Origin of the sequence: Paenibacillus apii (assembly GCF_011043685.1) — a bacterium.
In the GTDB taxonomy this organism is placed as follows: Bacteria; Bacillota; Bacilli; order Paenibacillales; family Paenibacillaceae; genus Paenibacillus_AQ; species Paenibacillus_AQ sabinae.
Genome location: NZ_JAAKGU010000013.1, coordinates 1 through 26,089 on the forward strand (window position 1 = coordinate 1; position 26,089 = coordinate 26,089).

The 26,089-nt window shown below is 54.3% G+C and carries 21 protein-coding genes and 1 tRNA gene; 17 read left to right on the plus strand and 5 right to left on the minus strand.

Translation table 11 applies throughout. From position 1 onward, the window contains the following. From G5B47_RS21460 to G5B47_RS21485, 6 genes are all read left to right on the plus strand, one after another. Window positions 1-403 (plus strand): RNA polymerase factor sigma-54 (locus tag G5B47_RS21460; protein ID WP_456238596.1); only part of this gene is annotated, 403 nt, incomplete at its 5' end. 31 nt (window positions 404-434) lie between these two features. After that, a complete protein-coding gene (locus G5B47_RS21465) occupies window positions 435-2,216 on the plus strand; it encodes a sigma-54 interaction domain-containing protein (protein WP_165102611.1) in 1,782 nt (593 codons plus the stop codon). 395 nt (window positions 2,217-2,611) lie between these two features. Beyond that, window positions 2,612-2,696, plus strand: a tRNA-Leu gene (locus tag G5B47_RS21470). A gap of 105 nt (window positions 2,697-2,801) precedes the next feature. Further along, window positions 2,802-4,187: an MATE family efflux transporter gene (locus tag G5B47_RS21475; RefSeq protein ID WP_165102614.1), complete on the plus strand. Its 1,386-nt coding sequence runs from the start codon at window positions 2,802-2,804 to the stop codon at window positions 4,185-4,187. Window positions 4,188-4,290: 103 nt separating this feature from the next. Beyond that, window positions 4,291-4,713 (plus strand): ArsC/Spx/MgsR family protein, encoded by a 423-nt coding sequence (locus G5B47_RS21480; RefSeq protein ID WP_165102617.1) that lies wholly within the window; start codon window positions 4,291-4,293, stop codon window positions 4,711-4,713. A gap of 289 nt (window positions 4,714-5,002) precedes the next feature. Then, window positions 5,003-5,329 carry a NifB/NifX family molybdenum-iron cluster-binding protein gene (locus tag G5B47_RS21485; RefSeq protein WP_165102621.1) on the plus strand — a complete coding sequence of 109 codons (327 nt, stop codon included), beginning with the start codon at window positions 5,003-5,005 and terminating at the stop codon, window positions 5,327-5,329. A 111-nt stretch (window positions 5,330-5,440) separates the two neighbouring features. Here G5B47_RS21485 and G5B47_RS21490 read toward each other — a convergent pair whose 3' ends face one another. Both G5B47_RS21490 and G5B47_RS21495 read right to left on the minus strand, forming a co-directional pair. Beyond that, window positions 5,441-6,535 carry a glycosyltransferase family 4 protein gene (locus G5B47_RS21490; protein WP_165102624.1) on the minus strand — a complete coding sequence of 365 codons (1,095 nt, stop codon included), beginning with the start codon at window positions 6,533-6,535 and terminating at the stop codon, window positions 5,441-5,443. A 13-nt stretch (window positions 6,536-6,548) separates the two neighbouring features. Further along, complete coding sequence (locus G5B47_RS21495; RefSeq protein WP_206107482.1) at window positions 6,549-7,355, minus strand: glycosyltransferase family 2 protein; 807 nt, start codon at window positions 7,353-7,355, stop codon at window positions 6,549-6,551. Between the two features lie 511 nt (window positions 7,356-7,866). On the opposite strand from G5B47_RS21495, the gene G5B47_RS21500 reads away from it, so the two are divergent. From G5B47_RS21500 to G5B47_RS21515, 4 genes are read left to right on the plus strand one after another with little or no spacing between them, the layout of a single operon-like run. Beyond that, window positions 7,867-8,682 (plus strand): ABC transporter ATP-binding protein, encoded by an 816-nt coding sequence (locus G5B47_RS21500; protein ID WP_407945239.1) that lies wholly within the window; start codon window positions 7,867-7,869, stop codon window positions 8,680-8,682. 20 nt (window positions 8,683-8,702) lie between these two features. Further along, window positions 8,703-9,479 carry an ABC transporter permease gene (locus tag G5B47_RS21505; protein ID WP_025332752.1) on the plus strand — a complete coding sequence of 259 codons (777 nt, stop codon included), beginning with the start codon at window positions 8,703-8,705 and terminating at the stop codon, window positions 9,477-9,479. 33 nt (window positions 9,480-9,512) lie between these two features. Further along, complete coding sequence (locus G5B47_RS21510) at window positions 9,513-10,538, plus strand: ABC transporter substrate-binding protein (RefSeq protein ID WP_165102632.1); 1,026 nt, start codon at window positions 9,513-9,515, stop codon at window positions 10,536-10,538. Window positions 10,539-10,558: 20 nt separating this feature from the next. After that, entirely contained in the window at window positions 10,559-11,758 is a 1,200-nt protein-coding gene (locus G5B47_RS21515) for a radical SAM protein (RefSeq protein ID WP_165102635.1), read from the plus strand. A gap of 137 nt (window positions 11,759-11,895) precedes the next feature. Here the strand turns inward: G5B47_RS21515 and G5B47_RS21520 are convergent, their stop codons facing one another. The 3 genes from G5B47_RS21520 to G5B47_RS21530 all read right to left on the minus strand — a co-directional run bounded on the left by G5B47_RS21520 (window position 11,896) and on the right by G5B47_RS21530 (window position 16,737). After that, window positions 11,896-13,140 (minus strand): SpoVR family protein, encoded by a 1,245-nt coding sequence (locus tag G5B47_RS21520; RefSeq protein WP_165102638.1) that lies wholly within the window; start codon window positions 13,138-13,140, stop codon window positions 11,896-11,898. A 139-nt stretch (window positions 13,141-13,279) separates the two neighbouring features. Then, window positions 13,280-14,635, minus strand: a complete 1,356-nt coding sequence (locus tag G5B47_RS21525) for a YeaH/YhbH family protein (protein ID WP_165102641.1) — start codon at window positions 14,633-14,635, stop codon at window positions 13,280-13,282. Window positions 14,636-14,835: 200 nt separating this feature from the next. After that, entirely contained in the window at window positions 14,836-16,737 is a 1,902-nt protein-coding gene (locus tag G5B47_RS21530; protein WP_165102644.1) for a PrkA family serine protein kinase, read from the minus strand. A gap of 429 nt (window positions 16,738-17,166) precedes the next feature. Between G5B47_RS21530 and modD the strand changes: the two genes are divergently transcribed. The 7 genes from modD to G5B47_RS21565 all read left to right on the plus strand — a co-directional run bounded on the left by modD (window position 17,167) and on the right by G5B47_RS21565 (window position 26,014). Then, window positions 17,167-18,012, plus strand: a complete 846-nt coding sequence (gene modD, locus G5B47_RS21535) for a ModD protein (RefSeq protein ID WP_165102647.1) — start codon at window positions 17,167-17,169, stop codon at window positions 18,010-18,012. Window positions 18,013-18,110: 98 nt separating this feature from the next. Beyond that, on the plus strand, window positions 18,111-20,207 hold the full coding sequence (locus G5B47_RS21540) for a choice-of-anchor I family protein (RefSeq protein WP_328804624.1): 2,097 nt from the start codon (window positions 18,111-18,113) through the stop codon (window positions 20,205-20,207). Between the two features lie 15 nt (window positions 20,208-20,222). Continuing rightward, on the plus strand, window positions 20,223-21,935 hold the full coding sequence (locus G5B47_RS21545) for an S-layer homology domain-containing protein (RefSeq protein ID WP_165102653.1): 1,713 nt from the start codon (window positions 20,223-20,225) through the stop codon (window positions 21,933-21,935). Window positions 21,936-22,155: 220 nt separating this feature from the next. After that, window positions 22,156-23,334: a citrate/2-methylcitrate synthase gene (locus G5B47_RS21550; protein WP_165102656.1), complete on the plus strand. Its 1,179-nt coding sequence runs from the start codon at window positions 22,156-22,158 to the stop codon at window positions 23,332-23,334. Then, window positions 23,331-24,065, plus strand: coding sequence for an L-threonylcarbamoyladenylate synthase (locus G5B47_RS21555; RefSeq protein WP_165102659.1), 735 nt, complete (start codon window positions 23,331-23,333; stop codon window positions 24,063-24,065). Before G5B47_RS21550 ends, G5B47_RS21555 begins: the two co-directional genes overlap by 4 nt. After that, window positions 24,058-25,263 (plus strand): MFS transporter, encoded by a 1,206-nt coding sequence (locus tag G5B47_RS21560; protein WP_165102662.1) that lies wholly within the window; start codon window positions 24,058-24,060, stop codon window positions 25,261-25,263. Before G5B47_RS21555 ends, G5B47_RS21560 begins: the two co-directional genes overlap by 8 nt. Window positions 25,264-25,282: 19 nt before the next feature. Then, window positions 25,283-26,014, plus strand: a complete 732-nt coding sequence (locus tag G5B47_RS21565; RefSeq protein WP_165102665.1) for a metal-dependent hydrolase — start codon at window positions 25,283-25,285, stop codon at window positions 26,012-26,014. Window positions 26,015-26,089 lie beyond the last annotated feature (75 nt).

Below are 26,089 nucleotides of genomic sequence, written 5' to 3' on the forward strand. Positions count from 1 at the left end.
GTCCATTGTTGAGGAACAGCAGGCTTTTTTTGATGGTGGTATTGCGTACTTGAAGCCGCTGAATCTGAAGACCGTTGCCGCCCGATTGGGGCTGCATGAATCGACCGTCTCCCGCGCTGTTCAGAATAAAGTGGTCAGAACGCCCCATGGGTTGTTCGAATTAAAGTTTTTCTTTTCCTCGGGACTATCTACATACGAAGGAGAAGGAGCCTCATCCGAGCGTATCAAGTTCATAATCAGACAATGGATTGAAGACGAAGATAAAGGAGCCCCCCTTTCCGATCAGGGCATTACCGACCTGCTCGCCGCCGAGGGGATTCGGATCTCCCGCAGGACAGTCATGAAATATAGGGAAGAGATGGGCGTGCTGTCGTCCAGGCTTCGCAAACAAATAAAGATGTAATGCCGGTTTCCTATGATCAGCGGAGGTTTCTATGGCAGAATTAATGACAATTGCGGATACGGTGGAACAGGTTGCAGAGGCGATCTCGGTGGCCTTGAAAATCGATGTTGAGATTGTGGATGCCCACAATGTCCGGGTTGGCGCGACAGGCAAAATCAAAGCGCTGATCGGACAAAAGCAGGAAAACGGCCACGTCAGCCGTTTTGTTCTGCGCACGGGGGAGCCATCGGTGATTGAGCAGCCGGGCTTTCACCGGCTGTGCTACGGATGCAAGCTGCAGCATCAGTGCGATTACACCAGCGGCGTATTATGCCCTGTCTTGTACAGGGGAGAGGCGATCGGCGTCATCAGCCTGGTTACGTTCGATCAGGAGAAGAAGCGGCAGATTATAGAAAACAGGACGCAATTAATGGATTTTATCTCCAAAATGGCGGAATTGCTCAGCGACAAGCTTGCCAAGCAGCACCTTCACGATATGCTTCAACTGCGGACCCGCGAACTCGATACAGTGCTGGATTCGGTGTACGAAGGTGTTCTTGTGGCCGATGCGGAGGGAAAGATTACGTTTTTGAACGCCTTCGCGCAGGCCCATCTCAGTCTGGAGCCCCATAAGGTGATTGGACAACCCGTTTCATCCATACTCCCCGGCTCAATCCTGGCGCAGGCGGTTCGGACCCGGACCTTGGTTCCTGATCAGAAAATCGTTTATCGGGAGGGCAAGAACAAAATTGGCCTGTACAGCAGAGCTTTTCCAATAGAAATGAACGGGGAATTCAAGGGCGCGGTGGAGACGTTCCAACTGACCGAAGACCTTCATAAAATTGCCAGCCGGCTGGATAATGAGGGGGAAACGGGTCTTGATGATATTCTTGGAGCGGGAACAAAAATCGCGGAGCTGAAACGACTTGTCGGCAAGCTGTCCGAAAGTCCCTCGAACGTGTTGATAACGGGTGAGAGCGGTACGGGCAAGGAACTGATGGCGCGGGCGATTCATCAAGGCGGCTCGCGTAAGGATCAGCCGTTCATCGCCGTAAACTGCGGCGCCATTCCCGAGCCCTTGCTTGAAAGCGAATTGTTCGGTTACGAAAGTGGGGCTTTCACCGGAGCCAGACAGGGCGGCAAGCCGGGAAAATTCGAGCTGGCGGATAAAGGCACGCTGCTGCTCGACGAAATTGGAGATATGCCCATTTACTTGCAGGCCAAGCTGCTCAGGGTATTGCAGGAGCGGAAGGTAGAACGGATTGGCGGAAGCAAATCCATACCGGTCGATGTTCGAATTATCGCGGCAACCCATCGGAACCTGGAGGAGATGGTGCAGAACAGAGAATTCCGCGAGGACCTCTTTTACCGGCTCAATGTGGTTCCGATGGTTGTCACGCCGCTGCGGGAGCGCAAGGAAGATATTCCGCTCTTGATCCATTACTTTATTGAAAAAGCGAACCGCAAGCTGCAGAAACATTTTCTCGGATGCGATCCCGAACTGCTGGAGACATTCCTGTCGTATTCATGGCCGGGCAATATCAGGGAGCTTGAAAATACGATTGAATACATGTGCAACATTGAAAGCATGCCCGGACTGACTCTGGCCAGCTTGCCGGAGCGAATTCTTAAAGCGTTGAATACTCCGACCGTGGCCCGAATGGGCGGGTACTCGCTGAAAGATGCGGTGCGCGAAACGGAACAGGCCGCTCTGACCCGGGTATTGAGTCAATATTCACTGAGCAGGGACATTGATCAAATTCTGAACATCCTGGATATAAGCCGGGCAACGCTGTACCGGAAACTGAAGGAGTACCGCTTGTCTCAAGATTGAGACGGCGTTTCATTTTTGAGTCTGCCGCTTCAAATCGTCTTTAGTCCCATAAACTTCGCCCATTTCGGGCGGAGTTTTTTGGTTTGGGCCCCGATTGGGCCGCTCTTTAGTCTCATATTTGAGATTGATGCCGAGGAACGGTTAACAGGATTTCGGTAAAATGGAGCGTTTGGCAAAGGTCTGAAAAAAATTTTTCCCGGTGTGACGGGGTATTTGAGGCATTTCCCGATTATTCTCGCCGGATTGGCATCGAATTTGCTTGTTAATAGAGTAGAGGTGCAAGCAAGGTCATGTTAAGGTATTGATCGTTCGTTAAAAGCCGAAAAATTCGTTATTGTCCTTTCCACCAATTCATGCTATATTACTTTTTGTGCCGCATTATTTTTATATCATACGCGGTCGTGGCGGAATTGGCAGACGCGCACGGTTCAGGTCCGTGTGGGCTAACCCCCCGTGGAGGTTCGAGTCCTCTCGACCGCATACCTAAATAGATAACCGCAGGCACAATCCTTAAGCAGCTCTTCAATTATGAAGAGCCTTTTTCTTTTTTTCGGCGGTCTATTTTATTGGAAAAGAAGTGAGGTTATGATTCAGCCAGGCGTGAAGGTGAAGCAGGGATTTCTCGATAAATATTTTTCCGGCGAGGCGATTGATTACCGGCAGATTATCTCGCTGTTCATCCCGATTCTGATTGATCAGGCGTTTGTGGTCGGCCTTAATCTGATCAACACGGCCATGATCAGCTCGGCGGGGGTAGCGGCCGTCAGTGCGGTCAACATGATTGACTCGCTTAATATTTTTCTCATCAGCGTGCTGATCGCCGTGGCGACAGGCGGGACGGTTGTTGTGGCCCAGTATAAAGGAAGCGGCAACCTTCTGATGGTCTCCAAGGCGACTGCCGGAGCCGTGTCTTCGGTGTCTCTGCTCGCGCTGTTCGTCGGGCTGTTCGGCATACTGTTTCATGGCCCGCTGCTTAACCTGCTGTTCGGCGCGGCTGAACCGGATGTTATGGCCAATGCCCGGACATATTTGATCGGAAGCAGTATATCCTACCTGGGAATTGCCGTCGTGGAAGCGGTATGCGGAGCCCTCAGGGGCACCGGAAGAACGCGGGCGTCGCTGGTGCTGTCGCTGATCATGAACCTGATTTATGTACTCCTCAATCTCGTATTCATCAATCTTTTGCAGATGGGCGTTCTCGGCATGACAATCTCCATTAATGTCGCCCGTTATTTGGGGGCTGCTTGCGCGCTGTATTATTTATTCCGGATGGACAGCAGCCTGCATATCCGAATCCGCGATATCCTGACGTTCAATTTATCTATGCTGAGAAAAATCATGTTTATCGGCCTGCCGTTCGCGGCGGAGCAGATGTTTTTTAACGGAGGCAAAATCCTGACCCAAATCTTCATCGTCAGTCTTGGCACGTATGCGATTGCCGCCAACGCGATCAGCTCCGCTCTGGCCGGAGTGATGCAAATCCCCGCGAATGCGCTCGCTTTGACGATTATTACGGTAGTCGGTCAGTGTATGGGTGGGGAAAATATCCGGGATGCGAGAAAATTCACCAAATCCTTTATTATGGCTTCCTCGCTTTCCTTTGCGGTCATGGGGCTGCTGATTCTGCCGTTGTTCAATCCGCTCGTTTCGCTGTTTAATCCCCCGGCCGAAATTGTGGACGATATTTTCTGGATCGTGCTGATCAATACGCTTGCCCAAATCCCGCTGTGGTCGCTCAGCTTTATCATGCCTTCCGCGCTCAGAGCGGCGGGGGATTCGAAATTTACGTCCATCGTTTCCATGCTGTCCATGTGGCTGTTCCGCGTCGTGCTCGGTTACATTTTGGGGATCGTTCTCCATTTGGGCATTCTCGGCGTCTGGCTCGCAATGGATTGCGAATGGGCCGTACGGGGCGGGATCTTCCTGAAGCGATTTCTCGGCAAAAAGTGGTATCAGCACCGGCTTATTTAACAATTGTGTTAAACTCCCGCTTGGAGGCCGGGAATTCATTGCCCGGGATAGAGGGACTGCCTTATGATGGATGTAATCAATCCGTCTAAAGGGGGTACAGTAAATGGCGCAAATTATTTTCTATACGAAAAATGGCTGTATGGGGGGCGCCCGACAAAAAGCGCTGCTGGAGAGCTACGGTCACACGGTGGAGGAGCGGTCGCTGCTTGATACAGAATGGACGCCTGAAACGCTGCAGCCGTATCTGGCCAGCCTTGAGCTGAAAGACTGGTTCAACCCGAACGCCCCTTCGGTCAAAGCGGGCCGGGTCGTCCCGGGAGCTCTTTCCCGGGAGGAGACGCTGGAGCTGTTATGCAGCGACCCGATTCTGATCAAGCGCCCGCTGATCGACACCGGCAGTCAGGTTTTTGCCGGCTTTGATTCGGAATACCTGAAGGAGATCGGCCTCTGTGAAGTTCCCTCGGGATACAATACAGGGTGCCAGATGAAAGACCAGGGAAGCGCCTGTTCGTCTTCCGAGGCGTGAAGGGCGCTGGGAAACCAATAATCGAAGCGTGTGGAATGAGAGAGTGCCTTTTTAGGCGCTCTCTTTTTTTGGGGTTGGCGGGCGATTTGCGCCGGGTGGCGGTGGGATGGTCAGGGTCTTCACCTAATGTTAACTTAGCTCCCGTGTTTTCCGAAGCTTTGTTGAACAGCCTTGGTATTTGATTGTGCAGGCAGTATAGTGTTTGTTAATTACTCTGGCGCTCAAGAAGAACCACCCGGCGGTGCGCATTTGAAGTATAAATGATACGAAATAAAGGGGAGGCAGGCGAATGCCGAACAGGATTGCAATTGGCAGCAGCGACGGGCAATGGATTGACCAACATTTTGGCAGCTGTGAGCAGTTTATGGTTTATGATGTATCCGCGGCGGGTGATTGGACGCTGGTGGAAGTACGCACAACGGGAAGTGAAGGCTTCACCGGCAGGCACAGCCAGGAGCTGCTGAACCAAATTGTAGCTCTTATATCCGATTGCAGCACCGTGCTTGTCAGCCGGCTCGGCATGGGGGCCTCGGAGGAGCTTAAGGAGCGCGGGATTGCGTTCAGCACCGATTATATCTCAATAAAGCATGCTCAGGAGAAGATGGTTACGGTTTGAGTTTGAGTCCTCCGCCGTTTCGTGATGTTATCTGAAGCGGAGGTTGTGCCTTCTGTGCTTTTTGCTGAAACGATACAATCGATTCAATCATAGCGTTTTCAGCCTGCGGGTTCAGACTCCGTGGTTGGTCCCGGACACCTCTGCCACCGTGGACACTTTCGGCAGCAGTTCGCGATAAACGTCCAGCATCTCTTCCGCCATGCGTTCGGTACGGTAGAAGTCGAGTCCGATGCCGGAGCGGACTCGGTAGCGCCGCCGCATGACGTCGTCGGAGAGGAGCCGGGCAATCGCATCCGCGAGCGCTTTGGCGTTTCTGGGCGGCACCAACAGGCCGGATTCCCCGTGATCCAGCGCCTCGGGAATGCCGTCCACCTCTGTCGCGACGATCGCGCAGCCCGATTCCCTGGCTTCAATCAGGACAAGCCCGAACGGCTCCTTGTGGGAGGCCAGGACGAATACATCGGCGGCTTTCATCCACCGGCGGCTTTCGGCCTGAAAGCCGGCGAACCGGATGCGGCCGGAGAACGGGGAAGCGGAGGCCCGCTCTTCGAACTTGGCCCGGTCCGGACCGTCGCCAACGATATACAGCCTGGCGTCCGGATGGCTGCCCGCAAGGAGATTGAACGCGTCAATGAGGTCGGAGATCCCTTTGCGCTCGTACATGCCGGCAACCGTAACGATGGCCCGCCCTTCCAAAGGCTCGGGGCTTAAATCCGATTGGCGCGGGCTACCGATCGAGCCGTTCAGAATGACGCGCAGCTTGTCCCGCTTGACGCCGCGGTTTGCCATGGCATCGCAGACCGCCTGGCTGACGGCAATCACCCGGTCGCCGACTCTCATGAAATCGGCGCTCTTTTGAAATTCGTTATGCACATGGGTTACGATCTTGTACTTGCGGAAGCCTCTCAGATAACGGGCGAACAGCGCGCCGGTCATCATATGCGCATGAATGATATCAGGGGAGAAGTCCGCAACCATCCGTCTGAAATTAAAAACAGCCCGCAAGAGCTGGGCTGGCTTTCTCGTCTGGTCCAGTCGGTAGTGACGAATGTGATTTCGGGCAAGAAGCTCTTCGTACTGGCCGCCTCCCGATATGATTCCTACCTCATGATTTCTTGCAGTCTGCTCGCAGGCCAGGTCGATCATCACGTTGACGATACCGTTGCCCGACTCTTTGACATGATTGGCAATATGAAGGATACGCACCAAGGTCCCCTCCTTATACAGGCCGTTTCTTGCTTTCAATGACATAGACCGGCTTCTCGCGCTTTTTCTCCCGGCCGTACAGCTCATACAGCTTGATTTCCTTGAGGAACTCATAATACATCCAGAAAAAAGCGACGCTGAACCCGGCAATACCTTTCGTAATCATCTTGCGGACGAACAGGGTATAGACGAACTTAGCAGGCGGACGGAACAGAAGCCTCATCAGACTGAACGGCCGCTGCTTGTCATATTCTTTTCTCGCCTCGAGATCGGTGTATTTATTGAAGCGCTGTACATGGTCCTGAATGCTGCGGTACCCGTGATGCCAGAGCGTACCCGCAAGACAAGGCACGGCGGAAGGGTCGACATCCGGGCCTTCATGAACAAGGACATCCTTCATCCGCACTTCGTCTTTCTTGTACAGCCTCACGAGGTGCTCGCCCCTTGGCATCCACTTGCCGAGAAAATCGCCGATCCGGTAGACCGTATAGGCCTTTACCTCATTTTCCGGCTGCGCCTTCCAGTTCAAAAGCGATTGCTGTAGCTCTTCGCTGACTTCTTCATCCGAATCAATAAAAAAGATCCAGTTGCTGGGAGCCATGTCGGCCCCGAATATACGCTGCTTGGCGTACCCCGGCCAAGGATTGTGGTAGACGCTGCAGCCCAGACGCTCGGCGATAAGAACCGTTCCATCTGTGCTGCCTCCGTCGACGACGACGATATCATCCGCAAAAGGACGGCAGGAGAGTATGGCTTGCTCGATTTTCTCCTCTTCGTTCTGAGTGATAATCACAACAGACAATCGTTTGGTGTCAGTCAATGGTTGGTTCACCTCTTTCGGGTTATTCGCCAGCTAAAACGTTACGGAATTTAAGTGTTGTATGTTTATATTTTTCATAATAAATGGTTTTAGCTTTAGTTTAATCCTTAACCGGAATAAGTGTATATACTACAATAGTTCACCTTATATTCATCCGATGGGGTGAGGGGAAATTGTTACAAATTCATTAAAACATGAAAAGCAGGCATTCAGGTCATTGACGTAGAACGGGTGAAAACAATATAATCCTATCAAGTAAGTTGGAATTAACCAATTCTACCTTGTGAAAGAATGCACCATCCATATCTTTAACCCGAGCGGATCACCGCAGGCCTTGCTTTCTCTTTAAGGGGAATGTGGGGCTTTTTTTGTAGAATTTTGAATGTTGCTGGTGTCATATGAGATAGGTACAAGTCGTTTGAAGCTTCAAAACCTAGTATTCGCATTGAAAATATCATATTAAAAAGGAGTGATTGAGGTGTCCCGTTATCCTTTGATCTCATCCGGCACAATCATCGAAAGTTCCCCTGAGGAAAGTGTTCAGTCGCCTATTATATCCATACGGCAGCTCGGTAAATCTTTTCAATCCGGGGCCGGCAAGAAAGCCGTTCGATACCAGGTGCTGAAAGACGTCGATCTGAGCATTAACAAGGGGGAGTTTTTTATTCTCCTGGGCCCGAGCGGCTGCGGCAAGTCCACACTGCTTAACCTGATTGCCGGATTTGAGAAGCAGACCGAGGGTGAGCTGCTTGTAGGTGGCGAGGCGGTCGACCGTCCCGGAAAAGAGCGCGCGATGGTGTTTCAGCACCCGGATGCCTCTTTGTTCCCCTGGCTGAATGTAAGAGAGAATATCGAGTTTGGCCTGCGCATGCAGGGGATGAGGAAAGGGGAGCGCAAAGCGATATCCGACCGGTACATCGAACTGGCGGGACTAACGGGACATGAGCGCAAATTTCCGCGAGAGCTGTCGGGGGGCATGAAGCAGCGGGTGCAGATCGCCAGAGTGCTCGCCAACGAGCCGGACATTCTGCTGATGGACGAACCGCTCGGGGCGCTCGACGCATTCACCCGCAGAGTCATGCAGGAGGAGCTGGTGCGAATCTGGTCGGAGACGAAGAAGACGATCATTTTCGTCACGCATGATATTCAGGAAGCGGTGCTGCTCGGCGGCCGGATCGGGATTATGTCCATTGGGCCGGACTCGCGGGTATTCGAAATCATGGACAATCGCCTGGAGTATCCCCGTGATTTGACCTCGCGGGAATTTAATCTGATACAGAAGAAGCTGCAGGGTATTTTTCAAGACGATCTATATTTTCATTTGTAAAAAAGAAAGGAGGAAAACGCATGCGTTATGTTCGGAAGGGCCTGCAGATGGGGATCGTTTCCTGGCTGCTGTTCCTGATTCTGTGGCAGATCTTCGCCATGAACTCGAATCAGGACTATTTTCCGACTCCTGTACAGACGTTTCGCGGAGCGGTTGAACTGATTGCCGACAATTCGCTGGTCACTTATGTCTTTATCAGCTTTAAACGGGTGCTGCTCGGATGGCTGCTTGGCAGTCTGTTGGGCATTCCGGCGGGCCTCTTGATCGGCAGGTTCAAATGGCTCCGGCAGCTGGTCGAGCCTTATCTGAACTTTTTTCGGTTCATTCCGGCCCTGGCCTTCATCACTTTGTTCATTCTGTGGTTTGGGATCGGCGAGCAGTCGAAGGTCATTCTCATTATGTATGCGACGCTGTTCATCGTCATTCTGAACACGGCGGCCGGCGTAGTGAATGTCGAGGATGACAAAATTCGCTCAGCAAGGTCGCTTGGAGCTTCGGAGCGGCAGATTTTGATCCATGTGATTATTCCCGCCGTCGTTCCCGCCTTCTTTAACGGGGTCCGGCTGGCGATGGGGAATTCGTTCATGGCCATTGTCGGCGCGGAGATGATTGCGGCCAACGAAGGGGTCGGCTATCTCATCTGGACTTCGCGGCTGTACTCCAAGACGGACTGGATTTTCGTCGGACTGCTGCTGCTCGGACTGATGGGCTTTACTGGGGATCAGCTGCTGCGCTGGCTGGGAAAGACCTCGCTGAAGCGCTATGGTATTGCCAAAGAAACAAGATTTGGAAGGTAAAATTTGAAAGTAACCTATGGGGGGACAAGAAAAGTGAGAAACAAGCAGAGCCGGATTTGGAAAGCTGTGGCGGGAGCCATGTTGTTAACGGGAATACTGGTGTCGCTGTCGGGCTGCGGAGACGCCAAGGCGGAGAATAAGGAAGCTTCGGGCGCTCCGGCTCTGCAGAAGGTACGCGTTGGGGGAGATTCCGCCATATTCTCGCTGCAATTTCGGGTAGCCAAGGAGCAGGGAATCTTTGAAAAGAACGGAATTGACGCCGAAATATCGACCTTCTCCTTTGGGATCGACACGCTGAATGCGGTGCTGACCGACCGGGTGGACGTCGGAGAAGCGATGGACTATGCGGCGCTCAGCGCGATTTCCAAAGGGGACCTCAAGGTATTGTCCTTGTTCAATTCGCCGAAAGCGACCAGTTCGAAGCTCTTTGCCAGAGACGGAATCAGCAAGCCGGAGGATCTGGTGGGCAAGAAGCTCGGCGTACAGAAAGGAACTGTGAACGAGTACATTTGGGGCAAATATTTCGAAACGTTCCATATCGACCCAAAGGCCGTTACTCTCGTCCCGCTGCAATCTACGGCTGAAATATTGGCGGCATACGACAGAGGAGATATTCAGGCCGCCTGGTTCGGCACCGCGTTCTTCGACAAGGCCGAGAAGATAAAGGGTTCGGTAGCGCTTAACGACCAATCCGCCATTAATATCCGTACGAAGGGATTTTTGGTCGCCAAGGGTTCCCTGATTAAGGATCATCCCGAAATCTCGGCGGAACTGAACAAGTCGCTCGCTGAGGCTTCCCAGTATATTATCGATCATCCGGAAGAGGCCGCCGAACTGGCGTTCAAAGAGCTGAAGATTCCCAAGGAAAACGCCCTGAATGAAATTAAGAATCAATGGGAGTTCGATGTCCGCTTCAAACAGGAGGACTATGACCAGCTGAAGGAGATCAAGGAATGGAGCATTGCCAACGGCTATATCGAGCAGGATTTCAATCTTGACGACAAGCTGGCTCTGGATGGTCTGAAGGAAGCCTTTCCGGACAAAGTCGATATTAAGTAAAAAAAAGGAGATGTACTTCAATGAGCGATTTGAAAAACCGGCTGCATGAGGAGCTTGCCGTCAAGAACGCCTGTCAGGTTGAAGGTATCAATGCCGACCCTGCCATTTTTGAAGGGGTAGGGCTGGGTGACGTCTATCAGGAACAAATTCAGACGCTGTTCGACTACAATCTGCATAATCATACAGGGGTTGTTCTCCCGGTATGCTTCTATACCCCGGGTGGACTGCGGGTAGCTTACCGCTGGAATGACCGCTCTCCGTACAAGCTGCGCAGAGAGGGCAACCAATTCATCCTGTACCATGAGCGCAAGGAGCTGTTTCAGGTAACACTGAAGAAACGCCCCAAATATTACAGCCTGAAAACGTCCGACGGCGCCAACATGAATCAGGTAGCGACTCATAACGGAGAAGGGGCCATCTTCGTCTCCTACAGCAACGAGTGCTTCCTGAAGGAAACCGGCCATGACTGCAAATATTGCAATATCAACTATACGCATGATACGTATGGGGAAGAGCATGGCGTAAGCTGGAAATATCCGCGCCAGATTGGCGAAACGGCTGCGGTTGCTTACAAAGAAGGAGCCAAGCATATTACCATCAGCGGAGGATTTATCCCCGAACGGAGGGAGATTGATTACTACTTCGACGTGGCGGAGGCGATTCAGGAGCATACCGGACTTCAGGACTTCAATGGCACAGCCGTAATCGGCGCGCCGCTGGACCTCAGCATCCTGGAGCGTTACAAAGATGCCGGCTACCGTACGGTTGCCATGAACCTCGAAATATGGGATAAAAACATTTTCAATTCCGTCTGCCCCGGAAAGGTGATTCACTGCGGCGGCTGGGATCATTGGGTCAAAGCGCTGGAACGGGCTGCAGTCGTCTTCGGGCACGGCCGTGTCCGTTCCAACTTTGTCGGCGGCATGGACACGAAGAAGTCGACGCTGGAAGGCGTGAAATATCTTGCCTCCCAGGGGGTTATCGCCTACGCCGGGTCCTGGATTCCGAACCTCGGTTCGGAGTATGAGGGCCACCGGTCGCCGCTTCCGGAATGGCATTTGGACGTTGCGTACAAGACCGTTGATATTTTCCGCAGTGCCGGGTTTACCTATGAGCAGCTGTATGATTCCAGCGCCTCGGCTGACGGAATTTGGAATGATATTTACAAGATTGAGGATGAGCGGCTGCCGATATTCCATAGCGAGACGGCTGCGGTCTAATTAACAGCAACAACCGGGAGGCGCTCGGCCGTGTTACAGGCCTGAGCGCCTCCCGGCCGTTTTAGCCGCCGTATAACGAACTAGGATTGCGCATCGCGATTACAGGTGAGGGATTCTCGCTACCGCCCGTTCCCTCTTTACCCCGCCAGCTCCTTGCCGTTATACATGTATATTTTCTCCTGCCCGTCGACGACGGTCTTCAAATGCACATTTCGTCCCCACAGCCGGTGAACGAGCGGAAGCGTGCGTTCGACGTATTTGCGGTCTAGCTCCAGGCCCTCAAAGCGGTTGTCCAGCAGCAGCTCGCCCCGGCCATGCAGGTCGTCGTCCTTGACCGTAAGGTACGGGAAGCCGCCGTTGGTCCGGGATCGAATCAGATTGTTCTTGATTTCCTCCACGTCTTTCGCCGTCACTCTGTACACCTGATCTTCCTGCTTGAAGACGAACAGATCCATCTCTTCCGCCAGCTCCTGCGTCAGATAGTTGCGGATGAACGATACGTCCGACTCCGTCTCCCGGATCTCGAACAGTGCTTGGGGTCCTTCCTTCTTCTCGATATGCCGGAGCATCATGAGTCCGAGATAGTAGGGATTGATTCTGCCCGGGGAAGGCTGGATGACGCCGGCATTCATTTTGGCAAACTCGACGATCTCCGAATCGCTGAGGTCCAGCTCGCGGACGAGCTTCAGATGCCAGTAGCTGGCCCAGCCCTCATTCATAATCTTCGTCTCCATCTGCGGCCAGAAATACAGCATTTCGGCGCGGAGCATGTACAAAATTTCCCGCTGCCACTCCTCCAGATACCGGCTGTTCCCTGCGATAAAGCCGATAACATCCTTCACGCCTCCGTCCGCTTCGCGGAAGCCCTCTTTACGGCCGAACCGGACAAACGGGTCGACGTGCTCCTGAATGGCGATGCCCGCGTCCAGAAAGGCCTCGACTTCGTCCGCGCCGTATTCGTGGCTGAAATGCTCGATGCGGTCGGCGAATACGGCCATCCGGTCCACCATCTGCCGGTCTGTGCCGGCGAACATAGCGTTATTTTTGAAGAAATCGCTGTGTCCCAGCACATGCGCCACAATCAGCTTGTTCTGAAGCAGGGTGTTGCTATCGAGCAGGAACGCATAACAGGGGTCGGAATTGATGACCAGCTCGTAGATTTTGCTCAGCCCGTGATCATATTCCGTCTTCATGCGCTGATAGGCTTTGCCGAAGCTCCAGTGCGCGAACCGGGTCGGCATCCCATAGGCTCCGATGGAATACAGCACTTCCGCCGGGCAGACCTGGTAGCGCATCGGAAAGAAATCGAGCCCGTTCTCAAGTGCCAGCTCCGTCAAGCGCTCCGCCGCTTGTTCCAATTGCTCCGCATCGTGATCGATCATAAGCACGCTCCTCCTGTCTTATACGGCGGCCTTGCGTTTGGCAGCTTCCGCTGCCGCAAAGGCCGCCGCCGATTTTTGGCTGGGGCCAGTCAGGCACCCCACCATGACTTCAACCCCTAAGTTCCGCTTCAGGCCAGCTTCAGCTCGCCTCCACCTCGTCGCCGAAGAAAGCCTTCAGCGTCTTGAACACATCCTCTTTTTCCTTCAGGATAGACCGGATAAAGGCGGGCGAGTTCAGACCGGACAACGAGTCCCAGAGACGTTTGCTTCCGTATATATGCTGCCGGATTTCGCCGTAGCCCAGCACATTGACTTTGTCCAGCAGGTCGCCTGCCAGCTTTACGGTCGTCCCGTTGTCGCTGTCAAGGTTGTCGCCGTCCGAGAAATGAAAAGCATAGGCGTTGTATTGGCCCGGAGGGTAATCCTTCTCCAGAATGTTAAGCGCCAGTTCGTATACTGAGGAGCATTTCGTGCCGCCGCTTTCGCCTTTGCGGAAGAAGGATTCCTCGTCCACCTCTTTGGCCTCCGTGCAGTGCGACAGAAACCGGATCTGCACGTTCTCGTATTTAGTCCGCAGGAAGCGGACCATCCAGAAGAAGAAGCTGCGGGCCACATACTTCTCGAAGCTGCCCATGGAGCCCGACGTATCCATCATGGCGAGCACGACGGCCGAGGACTGGGGCTTCCGGACATCCTCCCACGTCTTGAACCGCAGATCCTCGCCGATAATCGGGCCGAGAACCGGCGCCCCTACGGAATCCGGCATAACGCCGGGGATTTCCATCGATTGGTACCCAAGCGTCAGTCCGAGCCGCGCCGCCGTTTCGGCCAGAGGATTCGCCCCCGGGCCCGGACCGGCTCCGGCATCCCCGCCGCCGGTATCATAGCCGCCGTAGTCGGCAGACGATTCCGACCAGGCCGCCGCGCCGGGCGTTCCCTGAAGTCCGCTGCTCAGCGCCTGGCGTTTGATCGCCTCGAAGATCGTCCGCTTTTTATCGACATTCGAGATCATGCCCTGCTTGCGGACGTCTTCGAACCGGACATCTTCTACGGTCATATCCGGCGCGGCCTTCGGCTTGAGCTTCGGCAGCTTCAAGTCCTCGAATACGAGCTCGGCCAGCTCATCGATCGTCAGCTCCGCCTCGTAATAGTCGGTTCCCGGCTGATCGCCCGCTTCGCGTCCCTTGCCCGGGCCGTTCGCATCGCCTTGTCCCGCCTTGCCGATGACATCGCCGACCTGGGTGCCGCCCTGTCCCTGTCCAACCTGCGGCTTGTCCTTGGTGTTATAGCGGAATTTCGGCTCATCCAGGCTGCGGATCGGAACCTTGATCACTTTATCGCCCTGGGGCATGATAATCGACTCTTCGCTGACAAGATCGGCGAGATTTTTACGAATCGCTTCCTTTACTTTGCGCTTGTGACGCTCCTGGTCGATTTCTCCTTTGCGGTGCAGCGACCAGTCGTCGCGCGCGATCACGAACAATCTTTTGTCCATGCCGCCCACCTCCCGGAAATGATTGGATTCTAACCTGGAATTGCGGAGTATTAACGCGTGACCGTCCGAAAGTAAAAAGGGAAAGGGCGAACGGCCGGGATGGCCGCCGCCCGCAGGCTGTAACCGAGGATTCCCGATCCCCGCCTTTGCCGATCAATGATTCAGTAAGCTGAAGGCGATAACGGGTAAATCCTCCCTGGTTATCGATTCAGCAAGCTGCCGACGTATTTCATCAGCTCGTTCGCGCAGGTGGCGCAGTAGCCGTGATGTTCGATCAGGCGCTTGGATACCTCGTTCATGCGCTTGAGCTGGCCCTCATCCGGATTGATCGTTGAGGTTGTAATTTTGATGACGTCCTTCAGATCGGCGAACAGCTTTTTCTCGATGGCGTCCTTCAGCGGCTCATGCGACGTATATTCGAACTGCCGGCCGCGGCGCGCGAACGACGAAATTTTGATCAGGATTTCTTCGCGGAACGCCCGTTTCTGATTCTCGGTTACGCCTATTTGCTCCTCGATGGAACGCATCAGCTTCTCGTCGGGATCATGCTCCTCGGAGGTGATGGGGTCTTTCATTTTGTGGCCGCTGCAGTAGGCTTCGACGTTATCCAGATAATTGTTGAGCATCGTGTGCGCCGATTCCTCGAAGGAATAGACGAACGCGCGCTGCACCTCGGTCTTCGCTTTATGATCGTACTCCTTGCGGGCCTGCGTAATCAGATTCATCAGGCGCTCGCGTTCTTCTTTGGAGATCGAGGGATGCTGATCCAGCCCCTCTTTGAGGGAGCGGAGCACATCCAGTGCGTTAATGCAGGACTTGCTGCCTTTGATGAGCGCGCTGGAAATCCGGTTGATGACATACCGGGGATCGACGCCGGACATGCCCTCGTCGTGATGCTCACGCTGCAGCTCGTCCACATCGGCTTTTTTCACACCGTCGACTTCGACGCCGTCGTAGAGGTACATTTTTTTGACCAGATCGATGCCCGGTTTCTTCGGTTCTTTCAGGCGGGACATGACCGTAAAGACGGAGGCTGTCCAAAGCGCTCCCGGAGCAAGATGCACCTGGTTGTTCAGGCCTGACGCGTCAACGAGCTTGCGGTAAATCCGTTCTTCTTGGCTGGCTTTCAGATTATAGGGAATGCGCATGACAATCATGCGGGAGTGGAGGGCTTCATTCTTCTTATTGGAGATAAATGCGCGGTATTCGGTTTCGTTCGTATGAGCTATGATCAGTTCGTCGGCGGATATGAGCGCAAATCGTCCCGCTTTAAAATTGCCTTCCTGAGTCAGAGAGAGCAAATTCCACAGAAACTTCTCATCGCATTTCAGAATCTCTTGAAATTCCATCAGGCCGCGGTTGGCCTTGTTAAGTTCGCCGTCAAAACGGTAGGCTCTGGGGTCGGATTCGGAACCGTAGCGGGTAATGGTGGAAAAATCAATACTGCCGGTCAGATCGGCAATATCCTGCGATTTGGGGTCTGATGGTGCGAATGTTCCGATTCCCGTCCGGTCGCTTTCCGAGAACAGTACCCGGACCACGGGCATGTCCTCGATTCGGCCTCCGTGTTCACTCTCCAGTCTCATCCGGCATACCGGGCAGAGATCGCCTTCGATATGCACCCCGTACTCTTTGCGGAATTCATCGCGCAGTTCACGGGGAATGAGATGGAGGGGCTCTTCTTGCATCGGGCACCCTTTAATGGCATACACTGCGCCTTCCGGGGTACGTGTAAAAGATTCAAGCCCGTTCTTCAGCAGGGTAACGAGCGTCGATTTGCCGCCGCTGACCGGACCCATAAGCAGTAGAAGACGTTTGCGGACATCAAGCCGCTGGGCCGACGGCCGGAAGTATTCTTCCACGAGCAGCTGAATCGCGTCCTCAAGTCCGAACAGCGTGCCGCTGAAAAAAGCGTACTCCCGCCGTCCGTCCCCCAGCTCGGTTATGCCTGCCGTCTCGATCATCCGGTAGACCAATTCGTGCGCTGTCCCGGCGATTCGCGGATTTTCTTTAACGAGCTGCAAGTAATCGAGAAAGGAGCCTTCCCAGAAGAGATCGTTCTCCTTGTCCCGATACGTTAACAATTTTTCCAAGAACGTCATGCTTACCGCCTCCCTTTTTGAATAATGTGATTCGTGAAAGGTCCAGGTGACAGATGCAGCGCCATGCATGTAGCAGGCACGTCCATTCCGACAGAGCAGTAGAGACATTGTTCTTGCTATTTAGTTGTCTATAAAGTGTAGCACAAACTCTATCATCTAGCGACAACAAAAACGTCATACGAAAGTGGCAATCGATAGTAAACAGCCGGGTTCACAAAAATTTTAAATATTTTTAAGGTTAATATAGCAAATCATTTGACAATCTGGCAAAAAAGCTGGAAAAGTAAGGCTGTCGCCGCCGCTACTATGTAACGAAAGCTTACAAACTCTTAGGCGAGGCCTTCGGCTCTATGAATTTCTTCATTTGTAGAAACGTGAATAAGGAATACAATAAGCGCCATATTTCATTCTGAACAGGAGGGCAAGCAAATGATCTACATTCCCGATGAGGCGATTGACCGGATGATCGGAGAGGATATTCCTTATCTCGATCTGACGACATGGGCCCTTGATATAGGCGGGCAACGGGGGAAAATAGAGTACTTCTCCAGAGAGAAGGCGGTGCTGTGCGGAACGGAAGAGGCGATGCGGATGCTGGTCAAGCTGGGGGTTACGCCCGTGTACAGTCTTCCGTCGGGTGCGGTCGTTGAACCGGAGCAGGTATTTCTGTCGGGGACGGGGACGGTGCAGTCGCTGCAGATGGCCTGGAAAGTGACGCAAAATCTGCTGGAATGCTGCTCCGGTATTGCAACCAAGACAAGGCGGATGGTAGACATTGTGAAGACGGTCAATCCTTCTGTCTCCGTCGCGAGCACGAGAAAAAGCTTTCCGGGGACCAAGGCGATGAGCGTCAAGGCGATTCTGTGCGGAGGAGCTGCTCCCCACCGGCTGGGGCTGTCCGAGACCGTGCTCGTCTTCAAGGAGCATGCAGCCTTTTGCGGGGGGCCGGATGCGTTTCTGGAGCGGATCGGTGAGCTGAAATCCAGAGTCCCGGAGAAAAAGCTGGTTGTCGAGACGGACTCGGTGGAATATGCCCTCCGTCTGTGCCGCGCCGGGGTGGATTGTGTACAGTTCGACAAGCTGTCTCCGGATGAGCTGCTTACGGGAAGCGCGGAGCTCCGGGCCGTGAACCCGAATGTGGTGCTGCTGGCGGCTGGAGGCATCGACGAGCACAACGCCGCGGCTTACGCGGCTTCCGGCGTCGACGTGCTGGTGACGACCGGCCTGTTCTTCGCGAAGCCGCTCGATATGAGCGTCTGGCTGTCCGTAACATAAATCACACTCTCCGATTACATCCATTTAACAGTCTGACGCTACGATGATAGAGATATAAAGGAAGAAACATCCATCAGACTGGGAGGTACATCGAATTGGTGAAATGGAACAAGAGAGCGGCTCTGCTGGCCGCCGCATTCGGATTGTCCGCTCTGATCACGGGCGCGTCGGGAGCAGGAGCGACCGCAAACACTCAGGCGTCGGGAGAACTTAGACTTGTCCGGCTTGCAAGCTACTCGACGGGAGCGGGACTGGCGAAGTCGGGTGCGGAAATTGTCCACTACGACAAAGCATCGCGAAAAGCCTACCTTATTAACGGAGATACCAAGAGCTTCGAGATCGTTGACTTGTCGGGCCTTAAGAGCGGGGTAGAGAACCAGGCGCTGGCAGCGGAAAACAAGTTTAAAATCACGGATTTCAATCCGACGGATTCGCCGGGGTTGTTCGGGGATATTACGAGTATCGCAGTTCATCCGACAGAGAATCTTATTGCCGTCGCCGTGCCGAATTCGGTCAAGACCGAGCCGGGAAGCGTTGTTTTTTTTACCAAAACGGGAGAATATCTCGGGTATGAGAGAGTAGGCGCGCTGCCGGATATGATAACCCTTACACCGGACGGTTCCCGGTTTCTGGTAGCCAATGAAGGGGAGCCAGCCGACGCCGATTATAATATTGATCCCGAAGGATCGGTCTCCATTATCGATATTGCGAAGACCGGTGACGGACACTTCAGCTTTAACGTTACCACAGCCGGATTTGGCTCGCCGGACCTCGCCATCGACGGCAATGTGCGGTATGCCTCGTTGAAGACCGGCCATGTTGCAAATCCGACGCCGGAGCAGTGGGCGGCTGATCTGGAGCCGGAATTCATCACCGTATCGGCTGACAGCGCCAAGGCGTATGTTGCTCTTCAGGAGAACAATGCCATAGGCGTGCTGGATTTGCAGAGCAAGCGATTCACGCATGTCTACGGGCTGGGCTACAAGAATCATATGCTTCCGCAGAACAAGCTGGATGTATCCGACGAAGACAAAACGGTAAAAATTCAAAACTATCCCGTACTGGGCGCCTATATGCCGGACGGCATCTCGCTGCGGACCATAGGCGGCAAGACATATCTGTTCACCGCCAATGAAGGCGATGGACGGGAATGGGGCGGAGCGGCGGACGAGGTGAAATTCCGGGATATTTATGCCTCCGGTGGTCCGAAGGCCGGCAATGTGGTGAAGCTTGACGCCAAATATTATCCGGGAACGACGCAGGATGAACTGGACGCCATTAATCTGGGAGCGCTGAGCGAGAAGACGGGGCTGGGCAACCTGCGGATCACGAATACCGTATCGGATATCGTCTACAAGGATACGGTCACGGGCGTTACTTATTATAATGCGCTCGTCGCTTATGGGGCGCGGTCTTTTTCCATCTGGGACGTGGACAAGCTGGGAACGCCGGAGCAGCAGGTGTATGACAGCGGGGATGATTTCGAGCAGTATATTGCGGTGAATTACCCGTCCGTGTTCAACAGCGATCATGAAGCGAACAAAATGGACAACCGCAGCGACAATAAGGGGCCGGAGCCGGAATATGTGGAAACGGGCGAAGCGTTCGGCCGGACGTATGCGTTTGTCGGACTTGAGCGGCAGAGCGGAGTGATCGTCTATAACGTGTCGAATCCGCAGGAGCCGCAGCTTGCTTCCTACTTCAATCTCCGCGATTTGGTGAACAGCGGACAGGGCGATCTCGGCCCGGAGGGCCTTGATTTCATCCCGGCCGGCGATTCCCCGACAGGCAAGCCGCTGCTTCTGGCGGGCAATGAGGTATCGGGAACAATGGCAGTGCTGGAGCTGCAGCGCCAGGCGCCTTTCAAGGTGCAGCCACAGGAGGACGGAGCGGTCTACTCGGTCTCGGACAATAATGGAGTGCCGGTTATGACGGTAAAAGACGGCGTATCGGGTCTTAAGACATTCTCTGCGAATGTTCAAACGGTATTAGGGCACTCGGGAGCGGAGACGGTCGTCTTTACGCACCGGCGCGGTTCGCAGACGCTGGGTCTGACCGGAGTGCGGGGCGATTTCGACAACGGCGGCTATGCGGCACAGATTCAGTTCAACGTGCAGGCGGGGGATACGGTCGAGGTTTATGTCGTAGATGAGCTTACCAACGATCCCGGCAGACAGCCTGTTGTATTGCAGTAGAGGGGGAGCCGATTAATGAAATTATCCAACAAGCTGCTTCTGCTCCCTGCCGCCTTCGCCATTGCGCTGTCTTCCGTATCCGCCTTGTTCCATGAAACGGCGCCTGCTTTTGCGCAAGCCGCTATTTCGCTTTCGCTTAATAAGTCCCAGGCCGCACCCGGCGAAGAAGTGAAGGCTTCGGGCAAGTATCACCCTTCCGCATGGGTGTCGCTGCGGGTAATTGACGCCAGCGGCGCCGTGCTTGTCTTCGATGCGGTCAGAAGCGGTGACGACGGATCTTATTCTTTTGCATTTACCGTCCCGACGCAGGTAACGGGCAAGCTTAAGGTCTTCGCAGGCTCCGGCAGCGACGTCGGCAGCACGGAAGTTGAAGTCGCGGGCGGCGGAGGCGGACCGAGCGCCCAGCCGAGTGCGGCGCCGAGCGCAGCGCCAAGTACGGCCCCAAGCGCGGCTCCGGGAACGGCCCCGACACCAGCCCCGGTACAGGCTAGCCCTGCGCCGTCAGCCGCGGCGAGCGTTCCGCTCTCTGCCGGTAACGGAAGCCTGACCTATGCGCCGGTGTTATCCGGTGCGGGTGGCCGTCAGGCGGCGGCCGTTACCGTCGGCGAGGACGATATCCGCAAGGCGCTGTCCGGCGGGGCTTCCCGGCTGTCTCTTTCGGTGCAGACCCGGGGCGCCGATTCCGTGACGGTGGAGCTGACGCCGTCAGCCGCAAGGCAGTGGCTGTCGCAGAGCAGCGCCGCATTCCTGGATGTGTCCGCTGAACCGGGAAGCTACAGTCTGCCCGCAACTGTGCTGAAGTCGGCGGTTACCGGGCCGGCGGGGCTCCGGGTAACCATAGCCAAAGCGACGGAACGGCAGAAGCAAGATGTCTCTTCAGCCGCGCAGAAGCAGAAGTTCATTCTGCTGAATGCCTCTGTGGATTTTAAGGCGGGCATCGTTCGCGAGGGTGCGGAGCAGCCGATTGATTTTGGCAGCACCTATGTCAGCCGCAGTATTCCGTTGCCGGATGCGGTCAGTCCGGCCGTCACTGCCGCTGTCCGGTATGACGAGAAATCCGGCAAGCTGGTATATGTTCCCGCCGTATTTGAATCCAGAGACGGCGGGATGGCCGCTATCATTAAGCGCAACGGCAATAGCCTGTATGCCATCGTAACCGGCAGCGCCTCCTTCAAGGACGTCCCTGCCGCTCACTGGGGCAGAAGCGACATCGAGCTGCTTGCCGCCAAAGGCATCATCGGCGGCAGCGGCAGCGGAATGTATGGCCCCGCCCGTTCCGTCACGCGAGCTGAAAGCGTGGCCCTGATTGTCCGGGGCCTTGGTCTTGAAGAGAAGGCCGGCGTTTCGGCCTTCCGGGACGTCGCAGCCTCCGCTTGGTACAGCGGGGCGGTTAACGCGGCCTATCAGGCCGGCCTTGTGAACGGCCAGGGAGACGGCAGCTTCCATCCCGGTGAACCCGTCAGCCGCCAGGAGCTGGCCGTGCTCATTCACAGCGCGCTGAAATATGCCCGCGGAGGGGAAACGGCTGCTTCTATGAAACCGCTGGCCGTATTCGCAGATCAGGCCTCCGTTGCCTCCTGGGCTAAGGAGGCCGTTGCCGAAGACGCAGCCGCCGGTATTCTCCGGGGCACACCCGCGGGCCGCTTCGAGCCTGCCGGAACAGCATCCCGGGCCGAAATGGCCGCGATGCTGAAGCGAATGCTGCAAACGATGAAATTTATAAACTAAATGATAGGTCAAATTTTGAAGGGTATTTCACGGTTACGGCTGTGAAATACCTTTTTTGAGTTGTGTAGCGGATAGCGAGCAAAGCAAACAGAAAAATGAATGGGCTTACAATGAAAATATAGAAAGTAAATCATTGACATGTAAATAATCGGTAAATATAATCAAAAATGAGTCTGCAGACTTATTATTAATTATATTTGGTCATTTGGGAGTGGTAGAGGTGTCCAGAGGATTAGTATTGGCTGACGGTCTGGAAGGAGTAGCCGCTTTTGAGACGGGATTATCCCTTATCGACGGCGATGAAGGCCGAATTTCGTACCGCGATTACCCGGCAGAAGCGTTTCAGTACGACAAAAGTTTTGAAGAAGTTGCTTATTTATTATGGTATGGAAAATTTCCGATGACTGAGAAATCGGAAGAGTTTCAGCGTATTCTGGCTGCACGGCGGTTTCTCCCAAAACATGTAAAACTGACAGTGGACCAAATGCCGGCGGAAGTAGATATGATGAGTGTGCTGCAGACGGCCGTCTCCGCGCTGAAGGATTGTGAAAGTATATGGCCTCCTTCCTGGGATCAAGCGTCCAGCATTGTCTCCAAAATTCCGACCATTATTGCATACCGTCAGGCCCGACTGGAAGGCCGGGAAATGATCGAACCTCGCCTTGATCTTAATCATACTGCAAATTACCTGTACATGCTGTTCGGGGAAGTGCCCACTGAATTACAGCAGACCATGCTGGAGACCTATTTGGTGCTGACTCAAGAGCTTGGTTCCAATCCCTCTACCTTTACCGCCAGAGTTGTTGCGTCTACCCGGTCTGATCTGATTTCTTCCACTTCCGCAGCTATCGGTGCGTTAAAGGGTCCGCTGCACGGCGGAGCTCCGTCAGAGGTCCTGGAGATTCTGAGGGAGATAAAAAGCGTTGACCGAGCCGAAGCCTGGCTTCGCCGGGCACTTGAATCCGATCGGCGTATTATGGGCTTTGGACATCGGATTTTCAAGCGGCAAGATCCGCGTTCAGCAATGCTGAAGGCCCTGGCGCTTCGTTTTGCAGCTGATCACCCGCTTGTGAAGCTTGCTGTGGAAGTCGAAGAGACGATTCTGCGGCTTCTGGAGGAATACAAACCGGGCAGAAGACTCGTTACGAATGTAGATTATTACGCTTCGGTTGTCCTTAGCGTCATCGGACTTAAAGAATCGCTGTTTACTCCGACCTTTGCGGTCAGCCGCAGCGTCGGATGGTGCGCTCATATCATGGAACAGGCTATGCATAACCGGCTGATTTATCCGCAGGCCGTGTACAGCCGCGATCTTCATTCCCACAGGCCGCCAGCCTGGTTTGGGCGTGCTGCTGATAAAGGATTAAATGAAGCTGAAATGCCGGAGGTAGTATTATGAGAAATGATTTGCTAATGCCTGTCTGCAACCGTTCCATTGAACAAGCCGTCTCCATACTGCGGGAAGGAGGACTTGTCATCGGACCATCCCGCTCCAACTATAACATTATGTGCGACCCGAGAAATGAACGGTCCATTGAACGGGTCTTCCAAGTGAAAAAAAGAACAAAGTTCGGCCCCCTTACGCTGTCGATCTCCTCGTTAAGCGGGCTGGATACATTCATTCACATGCCTGAGAACCTCGACAGAGGGGTTCTTTCGCAAGTATGGCCGAGCGAGCTTACCCTGATCTTCCGCAAAAAATATCCGTTCCCCGAACGTTTAACCTGCGGAGCTCCCACTGTAGGCTTAACCTGGCAGGGGAATTCGGCGATGCAGCGAATAACGGAAGCCTATGGCCATCCGCTTGCCGTAACCTCTGCGAACCTGTCGGGCTCCGGGTCAGGTCTTGTCAGCCTCGATAAAGCGCTTAGCGATCTGGGGGATAAAGTGGATTTGATCCTTCAGGAGCCGGCGGAAGAGGGGGCGGAATCTGCGGGGGCAGAAATTGAGGGCAACACCATTGTCGATTTATCCTTTAACCCGCCTGTGCTGGTCAGACTCGGGATTGTTCCGCTTGACCGGATCAGAAGCAGGTTCCCCGGATTAATCGAGGACCCGGCGGTTTACCCGCAAATGCTGCAAGAGCGGAGGGAGTTGACCGAATACCGGAAGGAAGCTTCCCATGAATAACGTCGCCTTCTTTTACATTTACAGAATCGTATCACGGCTTTACTTTCACCTGCCAATCCTGTTCGTTTATTTCTATCTTCAGCACCTTTCGCTGCCAATAATCGAGCTGCTGCTTGCGGTCTATGGTCTGGTCGTTATGCTTACCGCCAAATGGAATGTTAAATTAATGGCCCTGATGAGGCAGACGAAGGTGATCGCCATCGGCGAGGGACTAAAGGGGATCGGGCTGCTGCTGCTTGTTTCGGACACGCATATGGGTGTGCTTCTGCTCGGGCAGATCGCATGCGGGCTGGGATACAGCTTGGCTGCGGGCACGGATTCCAGTCTCCTGCGCTCGCTCTTTAGTGAGCAGGATCAGAAGCGGTACCAGAAGACGGAATCTTCTTCGGCCAGCTACATGTTTTTGTCCGTTCTGCTTGCCGGAATAGCGGGCAGCATGTTTTTTGGGTCCAATATCAAGCTTCCGTTCTACCTGTCTATAGCGTCTAATGTGCTGTCGCTGTCGGTTATCCTGCTCATCCGCAATACCGGTCATACAGCGCAGGGCGTGCTTTCCGTGGCGGATAAATCCCGAGATGGGCAAAAAGAACCCGCGGCCGCATTAGAGCTAACCCCGGGACAGCGGTATTGGAAAAGGTACTATGCGCTCATTCGGGCCTTCACCCTTGCGCCTTTCGTCGGTTTCATTCCGTTTCTGCTGTACCGCAGACTGGAAATCGGCCTGTTCTACTTCGGCCTTGTGCTCAGCCTGTTCACTTTGCTCGGCTTCATCTCCGCGAGATACGCCGTACGAGTCGGCATGAAGATCGGGGAGAACCGGCTGGTTATCATCACCACGCTTCTGTCGGTCCTTTCCATGATTGTAGTCGGGCTGTCTCAGCATATCGGCAGTGCGGCTGTGGCTATCGCCCTCATGGGTCTGGCCTCCGGCGGAGCGAGACCGCTGGCCGCGGGGCAGCTGAACGGATCGGGAATGAGACCGGCGGAGCGTACGGCTGTTCTCTCATCCATGGAGCGGATGTACGGTTTCTGGAATGCGCTGCTGCTCATTGCCGGAGGATTTGTGCTGCAAGAGTTCGGCCTGCGTATGTTGATGTTCGGCTTGGCGGCCGTTTTCTTCCTGGTTTCCGCTGCTTCGCTGCTCCTGAGCCGGGGCAAGACGTCCGCTCATCCTGTAACCGGGCAGCTCCCATCATAATTTAAGGAGAGATGATTATATGAATATTCGCTATTTGGGTCATTCCTGCTTTTTAGTCCGCTATGGAGAGCATACCGTTGTTATTGATCCTTTTCTAACTGGCAATCCGCTCGCGGCGGCCCGGCCTGAGGAGATACAGGCTTCCGCCGTGCTGGTCACGCACGGACATGGGGATCATGTCGGAGATGCGGCAGCCATTGCTGCCCGCTGCGGCTGTCCGGTCATTGCGAATTATGAGGTCTCCCTGCATCTGTCCCAGCAGGGGGTTCAGGTTGAGCCTATGCACATTGGAGGCACCCGGACCTTTCCGTGGGGAACGGTCAAGCTGACGCAAGCTTTTCACGGATCGGGTATCGAGCTTGAGGGCGGCGGCTTCAAAGAAGGGGGGATGCCGGCGGGCATACTGCTGACAATGGGTCCGTACACCTTCTATCATGCGGGGGATACCGCTTTGTTCGGCGATATGAAAATTCTTGGAGAATTGAACCGGATCGACGCGGCGGCGCTGCCGATTGGGGATGTGTTCACAATGGGTCCGGACGATTCCCTGATTGCGGCCTCCTGGTTAAAGGCGGGCCTGTATATCCCGATGCACTATAACACGTTTCCTCCGATTCGCCAGGATGCGGAGGCGTGGCTGGAGCGGCTGAGTAGCCAAGGCCAGTCCGGTACGGTGCTGAAGCCGGGTGAAGCCTGTGATCTGAGCCGGACGGATGCTGCCGTAATAAGCGGGAGATCTTCCGTAGAATAGCGGGCATTACCTGAAGAATTGCTGCTGGATGATTAAGCAGGACGCTCAGCGCAGGCTTTTTACGTAAGTTCAAAC